We start from the raw sequence: 6,477 nt of genomic DNA on the forward strand, positions 1-6,477 counted from the left end.
CTAGCAACAAGCAGCTTGCTGAAGTACAAACCCTGCTGTCACAGTCCTGGGTGCAACGACCACTTTGCCTCGATGGCCGCTTAACCAATCGCGAGCAGCAATGTTTGTATTTATCTTCCCAAGGGAAAAGCATGAAGGAAATCGCCCTGTTCCTGAACCTCTCAGAGCGTCAAGTTGGACATCACCGCAATAATATCTTTCAAAAACTTGAGTGTAAAAATATCGCTGAAGCCATAGCCAAGGGGCTACGCTATGGAGAGTTAAGACCAGTGGACATCTGATGAATCAACCTTCGATCCGTGAACAAAGTCGCGGGAAGCGGGGTGGATGTGATCATTGTCATTTCAAGCCATGTTGATGAACTGCTGGGGCAACAATGTCTGGGCTTGGGAGCGAACTAAATTTATACGAAACCTGTGCTTGAAATGGCGGGCAAGCATGTTAATTCATTAGGGGAGGTATAGGTCAGGCCATTGAGCTGATGGCCTGGCATGAAGCAGGATTCCCGTATTAGCATAAATCTAATGCGGGAATCGCAGATCAGGATTAATCATCAACCGAGTTATTGGTCACCGGTTTTTCTGAGCGTTGCTGCGGTCCTTTCTTTTTAGCAGAATCGGTTTTAAGGGGTATCACACGCCCTCCGCTTTGCTGGCCAGAGCCTTTTTTACGCTGTGGATTATTTGCTGCATTACCACTACGTTGTTGCTGCTGTTGTTGTTGATGGCTTCCCGGACGACGGCGACGATTAGCTTGATTTTGTTGACGTCTTTCACCACCCTGTTGTGCCGATTGTTTGTGCTGGTGATGATGGGGGCCGCTGCGTGTCACTTTTTCATGACGGCCAGTACTACTACTGGTGCTGCTAGATGATTCGGATGTGCTGCCAAATAGGCTACTCCATAGACGTTTGATGAAGCTGCCATGGTGAACCTTGGGTGCATGATGAGGAGCAAATCCTTTTACAGCGGGTTCATCATGTTTAACCGCTTCTTGTTCAGAACGAACAACATCCAATTCTGGTTGCTGAATTAGTGAATAGCTGGGTTTTTTATTCTTACCTACATTATCTTCCTTAAGACGGGTAATGCTATATTGCGGTGTTTGCAGATAAGGATTGGCGATAACAAGTACTTGCACGTTATGGCGTTTTTCAATACCCAGAATAAATTCACGCTTTTCATTGATGATGAAAGTAGCCATTTCTACCGGCAATTGTACATGTATTTCAGCGGTCTTTTCTTTCAAGGCTTCTTCTTCGATTAAACGAATAATCGATAAACCATGCGATTGAATGTTTCTTACCGTACCTCGTCCTTCACACCGGGGGCATACTTCCTGTGCTGATTCACCTAAAGAAAGACGCAGGCGCTGGCGTGACATTTCAAGTAAACCAAAACGAGAGATACGACCAACTTGAATTCGTGCCCTGTCGGCTTTAAGCGCTTCTTTCAAACGATTTTCTACGTCACGTTGGTTTTTGCTGGAACCCATATCAATAAAATCAATGACTACCAAACCACCCAAATCACGTAAGCGCAATTGTCGAGCGATCTCATCAGCGGCCTCAAGATTGGTGTTTAATGCAGTCGTTTCAATATCTGAACCACTGGTTGCTTTTGCCGAGTTAATATCGATAGAAACCAGCGCTTCAGTACGATCAATGACCAGTGCGCCACCAGAAGGAAGAAGAACTTCCCGTTGAAAGGCAGTTTCGATCTGGCTTTCCACTTGATAGAAATTAAACAGGGGGATCGTATTGTTGTAGAGTTTAAGGTTAGGCAGAAAATCAGGTTTAACTTGCTCAATATATTGTTTTGCTTTTACGTAAGAAATTTGATCATCAATGATGATTTCACCGATAGACTTACGCAGATTATCGCGAATGGAACGAATAATTACATCACCTTCCTGATGAATCAGGCAAGGCGCAAGCTGCGAATTATAAGCTTGGCGGATGGCTTGCCATTGATTGCAGAGCATATCAAGATCACCTTGCAATTCCTCCTGGCTTTTACCAACACCAGCCGTGCGTATAATAAGCCCCATTTCTTCCGGCAATTGCAAAGCATTTAAAGTTTCTTTTAACTCATCTCGATCATCGCCTTCGATACGACGGGAAATACCACCAGAGTTCGGATTATTAGGCATTAATACCAGGTAACAACCTGCCAAAGTAATGTAGGTTGTTAGAGCTGCGCCTTTATTACCGCGCTCTTCTTTGTCTACCTGGATAAGCAATTCCTGGCCTTCACGAAGAAGGGTCGTGATAGGTGGTTTTTCATCACCAAAATCATCAGGATGTTTACTTAAATATTCAGGTGCGATTTCTTTAAGAGGCAGAAAACCTTGACGTTTTGCTCCATATTCGACAAACACGGCGTCCAGGCTTGGTTCGCGACGAGTCACTACTGCCTTGTAGATATTACCTTTCTTTTTCACTTCTGCAGGACATTCGATGTCCAAATCATACAGATAATTATTTTTAACCAGTGCAACACGTACCTCTTCGGTTTGAGTTGCATTTATCAACATTCTTTCCATTATTCACCCTCATATAAGGGCGCTACCTCAAGTAAGGATAGTAAGGCTATTCATCCTTGCCTTTTTGAAGCTATCCGATACGACAAGGCTCGTTCCTAATTTATTCAGAACGAGCGTTGTGCATCTTGGTGTTTGCAAATAACATGAAAATAATTTCAGGTTACTAACCATAGCTTGCAAATGACAAAAAATATTCTCTTTAAGCATGACCCAAGACCATAGGGACAGACCACACGCATGGTACCGGCAAATATTGCGGCGCATACTGGATGTGTACATCTGAAGTGACAGAGCGATGTGGGGGACAGGCTGAATAGATGGAATTTCATGCATATGAAAACATCCTTTGCCTAAAATCCGCAAAATGAGCTGTAACTGATGTAAAGCATGTCTGACATGCGTGGGTATCTGATGAGTTCGTTTTCAATTTTGCTCTGGTACTGGGTTACTTCCTTCTATCATTCACTTAAGGGAAGCGCGTTTCAAACTCCTAGGATTTGTTTTCAATTCGGTTACTATGAGTCCAACATATTGATTTTCTTATGCTATTTTCTTGCAATTTTTGGTACTTCCGTACCACAAAAAAATCTGTATTGCAGGATTCATACTGGCTAATTGGCAACTCATCCTATATATGGCCGGTTTTTTATAGTCGGCCGATAAACTTTTTCTTTGTTTATGCGTTATAATTCGGTTGCGCGAACAATTTCCACGCACTTCTAATAGTACCAAAAAAAAACAATTTCAGCAAATAGGTTTATGCATAAATGAGTGATGTACGTTACACAGAAATTAGTGCTGACGAAGAAGGGCAGCGCTTAGATAATTATTTGATGCGTATTTTGAAAGGTGTGCCTAAGAGCCATATCTATCGCATTATTCGTGCTGGAGAAGTGCGTATTAATAAGAAAAGAGCACAGGCGTCTTCGCGCCTCATGCAGGGTGACTGTGTGCGTATCCCCCCGGTACGTACAAGTCAGAGTAAAGATATTTTTGTCGGCGAAAAACTCGAGCAACGCTTACGAGAAAGCATTTTGTTTGAAGACAATAGTTTGTTGGTGATTAATAAACCCGCCGGTATTGCTGTACATGGCGGCAGTGGTTTGAGTTTAGGCGTTATTGAGGCTTTACGGAAAACACGTGATGATTTGTCTTATCTTGAACTGGTGCATCGTTTGGATAAAGAAACTTCAGGATGCTTGTTGCTGGCCAAAAAACGAAGTATGTTGCGAGCGATACAAGCATTATTAGAGGCGCGTGAGGTACAGAAAACCTATTGGGCGCTTCTTAGTAATTCGTGGCAGGGCAAAAAAACAAAATTAGTAGATGCTGCATTGGAAAAGAATACTTTAAAATCAGGTGAGCGAATTGTCGCTGTGAAGGAAGAGGGGAAAGCATCACAAACTTACTTTAAGTTGCTGGAAAATTATCAGCAGGCTTGCTGGGTCGAGGCTTCTCCCAAAACAGGACGTACCCACCAAATCAGGGTGCATAGTGCCTATTTAGGACATCCAATTGTGGGTGATGAAAAGTATGGTAAAGAAGAATTGATAACTGGTTTGGAGTCGGTTAAATCACGACTTTATTTGCATGCCAGAGCAATTCAATTTAACCTGAACGGAAAAAATTATTTGTTTGAAGCAAATTTAGATGAACGGTTTGCAGAAACACTAAAAAAATTACGTGCGGGGAGCTTGTTGACTCATGGGTAAGCCATATCGCTTGGTAGTGTTTGACTGGGAAGGAACCTTAGGGGATACACTGGGACAAATTTTGGATACGGTGGCTACAGAGGCCAGACGTTTGAATTTTGGTGAAATTGATGAAGAGCTGGCTCGCCAATCGGTTGAACTGGGTTTGGTCAAGGCAGTAAAAAAGGTATTTCCACACCTGAGTTTGCAACAGCAAGAACAATTACTATTAGCTGTACACCAATCATTGGTATCCCGTACTACCCATGTTTATTTAATCCCCGGTGCAAGAGAGGTCGCTCGGCAGTTACATCGAGCAGGCATTCATCTGGCGATTGCAACCAACAAGGGCCATCAATCGTTACAAAGGATTTTACATGCTTCCGGTTTGGATGAGTATTTTAAAGTAACCCGTTCTGCGGGCCAAACACCTCCTAAACCCTGCCCACAAATGTTAGAAGAAATTTTGGCTGAATTTGATGTAGGAATTCATGAGACACTGATGGTGGGAGATTCGGTAATTGATATCGAAATGGCAAAAAATCTCGGTGTTGATGCCATTGGAGTCGATTTTTACCATCAACAAGAAGCTGCATTGCGCGCGGCAGGTGCTATGGAAGTTTTTGATGACTACCAACGCTTTGCTGCTTACCTCCAATTACCTGAACAAGAGGGACTTTAGTGAGTAACCTGACCAGTTTACCCAATCTGTTAACGTTAATGCGTATTGTCTTGATACCCATATTTATTATTGCTTTTTATCTACCTTTTCCCTGGGCACATGGGTTGGCTGCAGCCATTTTTGCTTTGGCTAGTTTTACGGATTGGTTGGATGGTTATTTAGCGCGTAAACTCAAGCAAATGTCACCTTTTGGTGCTTTTCTGGATCCCGTGGCAGATAAATTATTAGTCGCTTGTAGTCTACTCTTGTTGGTCGGTACCAAGAGTATGGATTACATCACCATTCCGGCCATTGTGATTGTGGGGCGTGAAATCGTTATTTCTGCACTCCGAGAGTGGATGGCTGAAATAGGAAGCCGCGCCAGTGTGACGGTAAGCTATGTCGGCAAAATCAAAACGATGATGCAAATGGTTGCCCTTTTTCTTTTGATTGCTTTTACACCAGCCCAATCCTGGTGGGGTGTTTTTGGTTTCATAATGCTTTATTTGGCAGCCATTTTAACGATTTGGTCGATGGTTATTTATTTAATGATTGCCTGGCCGCAACTGATGAAAAAAAGTCACAACATTGCTTAAAAAATTAGGGTTTTTCTGTTGACAGCATTCTAATTTACGGTAGAATTGCACCCCGTAGAGACGCGGGAATAGCTCAGTTGGTAGAGCACAACCTTGCCAAGGTTGGGGTCGCGAGTTCGAGTCTCGTTTCCCGCTCCAAATTAAAGCGACGCCATAGTCGCTTTTTTTTTACTGTTGAAGAGTGGCTGTGTGGCAGAGTGGTTATGCAGCGGCCTGCAAAGCCGTGTACGCCGGTTCGATTCCGGCCTCAGCCTCCATAACAAAAATATGCCCAGGTGGCGAAACAGGTAGACGCAAGGGACTTAAAATCCCTCGGAGGTTAAACTCCGTGCCGGTTCGACTCCGGCCCTGGGCACCAATTACACATTTTGTAATGGTTCGCAAGAGTTCAAATTAGTACGTAACTGATTGATAAATAATAGAATAACACTGACTTTCCTCTCTCAAATCGTTCTCAACTATCCGTTAATTTTCGCATTTAACCGCGAGAACTTTGGGTAAGATTTTGGGTAAGATTTTCACCTCTCTTCCAAAGTTGCCGCTTAGTTGAGGTAATTTATAATGTTGTCAGATTCTCAAGTTAAATCTCTAAAAATAGAAGATGGAAAACGTCATGCTGATCGTGATGGTTTAGTGTTAGAACTAAGGCCGAGTAAAAAGAAATTAAATAAAGTATTTATCTTTCGCTTTCAATGGGATAAAAAGCCGCAAACAATCACTATTGGTAATTATGATAGTATCGGTTTAAAAGAAGCTCGCAATATAGCTTGGGCTTATCGAGAACTAGTAAATAAAGGGATTGATCCTCGAGTGCAAAACACCGAGCAGCAAAAAAAAATAACTTTCTCGGTTGTTGCTGATCAATGGTTTCAAAAATATAAAGGCACGTGGAAAGATTTTGGGTCTTCCCCAAATCCGGGGGCACTTCACTTATCCACAAAGCACTCTAACTCTTAATCTATAATTTTCAAAATTTCTAAAACCA

6 protein-coding genes and 3 tRNA genes are annotated in these 6,477 nt (G+C 42.7%); 8 read left to right on the forward strand and 1 reads right to left on the reverse strand.

Features of this window, described 5'->3' with window-relative positions; all coding sequences use genetic code 11:
• Window positions 1–281 (forward strand): response regulator transcription factor (locus Lfee_RS15945; protein ID WP_082646685.1); only part of this gene is annotated, 281 nt, incomplete at its 5' end.
• Window positions 282–546: 265 nt separating this feature from the next.
• On the opposite strand, the gene Lfee_RS15950 is transcribed toward Lfee_RS15945, so the two are convergent.
• Window positions 547–2,544 carry an Rne/Rng family ribonuclease gene (locus Lfee_RS15950; RefSeq protein WP_058447959.1) on the reverse strand — a complete coding sequence of 666 codons (1,998 nt, stop codon included), beginning with the start codon at window positions 2,542–2,544 and terminating at the stop codon, window positions 547–549.
• A gap of 767 nt (window positions 2,545–3,311) precedes the next feature.
• Between Lfee_RS15950 and Lfee_RS15955 the strand changes: the two genes are divergently transcribed.
• From Lfee_RS15955 to Lfee_RS15985, 7 genes are all read left to right on the forward strand, one after another.
• A complete protein-coding gene (locus tag Lfee_RS15955; RefSeq protein WP_058447960.1) occupies window positions 3,312–4,256 on the forward strand; it encodes an RluA family pseudouridine synthase in 945 nt (314 codons plus the stop codon).
• Entirely contained in the window at window positions 4,249–4,917 is a 669-nt protein-coding gene (locus Lfee_RS15960) for an HAD family hydrolase (protein WP_058447961.1), read from the forward strand. Before Lfee_RS15955 ends, Lfee_RS15960 begins: the two co-directional genes overlap by 8 nt.
• Entirely contained in the window at window positions 4,917–5,492 is a 576-nt protein-coding gene (gene pgsA / locus Lfee_RS15965; protein ID WP_058447962.1) for a CDP-diacylglycerol--glycerol-3-phosphate 3-phosphatidyltransferase, read from the forward strand. The genes Lfee_RS15960 and pgsA overlap by 1 nt, the downstream gene beginning before the upstream one ends.
• Before the next feature lie 62 nt (window positions 5,493–5,554).
• Window positions 5,555–5,630, forward strand: a tRNA-Gly gene (locus Lfee_RS15970).
• 45 nt (window positions 5,631–5,675) lie between these two features.
• Window positions 5,676–5,749: transfer RNA gene (locus Lfee_RS15975), tRNA-Cys, on the forward strand.
• A gap of 12 nt (window positions 5,750–5,761) precedes the next feature.
• Window positions 5,762–5,850 (forward strand) — tRNA-Leu (locus tag Lfee_RS15980).
• 203 nt (window positions 5,851–6,053) lie between these two features.
• Complete coding sequence (locus tag Lfee_RS15985) at window positions 6,054–6,449, forward strand: Arm DNA-binding domain-containing protein (protein WP_058447963.1); 396 nt, start codon at window positions 6,054–6,056, stop codon at window positions 6,447–6,449.
• Window positions 6,450–6,477: the final 28 nt, after the last annotated feature.

The organism is Legionella feeleii (assembly GCF_001467625.1).
Lineage (GTDB): Bacteria > Pseudomonadota > Gammaproteobacteria > Legionellales > Legionellaceae > Tatlockia > Tatlockia feeleii.

What these genes read in the sequence shown, in the direction of transcription:
- Lfee_RS15985 (WP_058447963.1), top strand. Translation starts at nt 6,054, where the DNA reads ATGTTGTCAGATTCTCAAGTTAAATCTCTAAAAATAGAAGATGGAAAA.
- Lfee_RS15955 (WP_058447960.1), top strand. Translation starts at nt 3,312, where the DNA reads ATGAGTGATGTACGTTACACAGAAATTAGTGCTGACGAAGAAGGGCAG.
- Lfee_RS15960 (WP_058447961.1), top strand. Translation starts at nt 4,249, where the DNA reads ATGGGTAAGCCATATCGCTTGGTAGTGTTTGACTGGGAAGGAACCTTA.
- Lfee_RS15950 (WP_058447959.1), bottom strand. Translation starts at nt 2,544, where the DNA reads ATGGAAAGAATGTTGATAAATGCAACTCAAACCGAAGAGGTACGTGTT.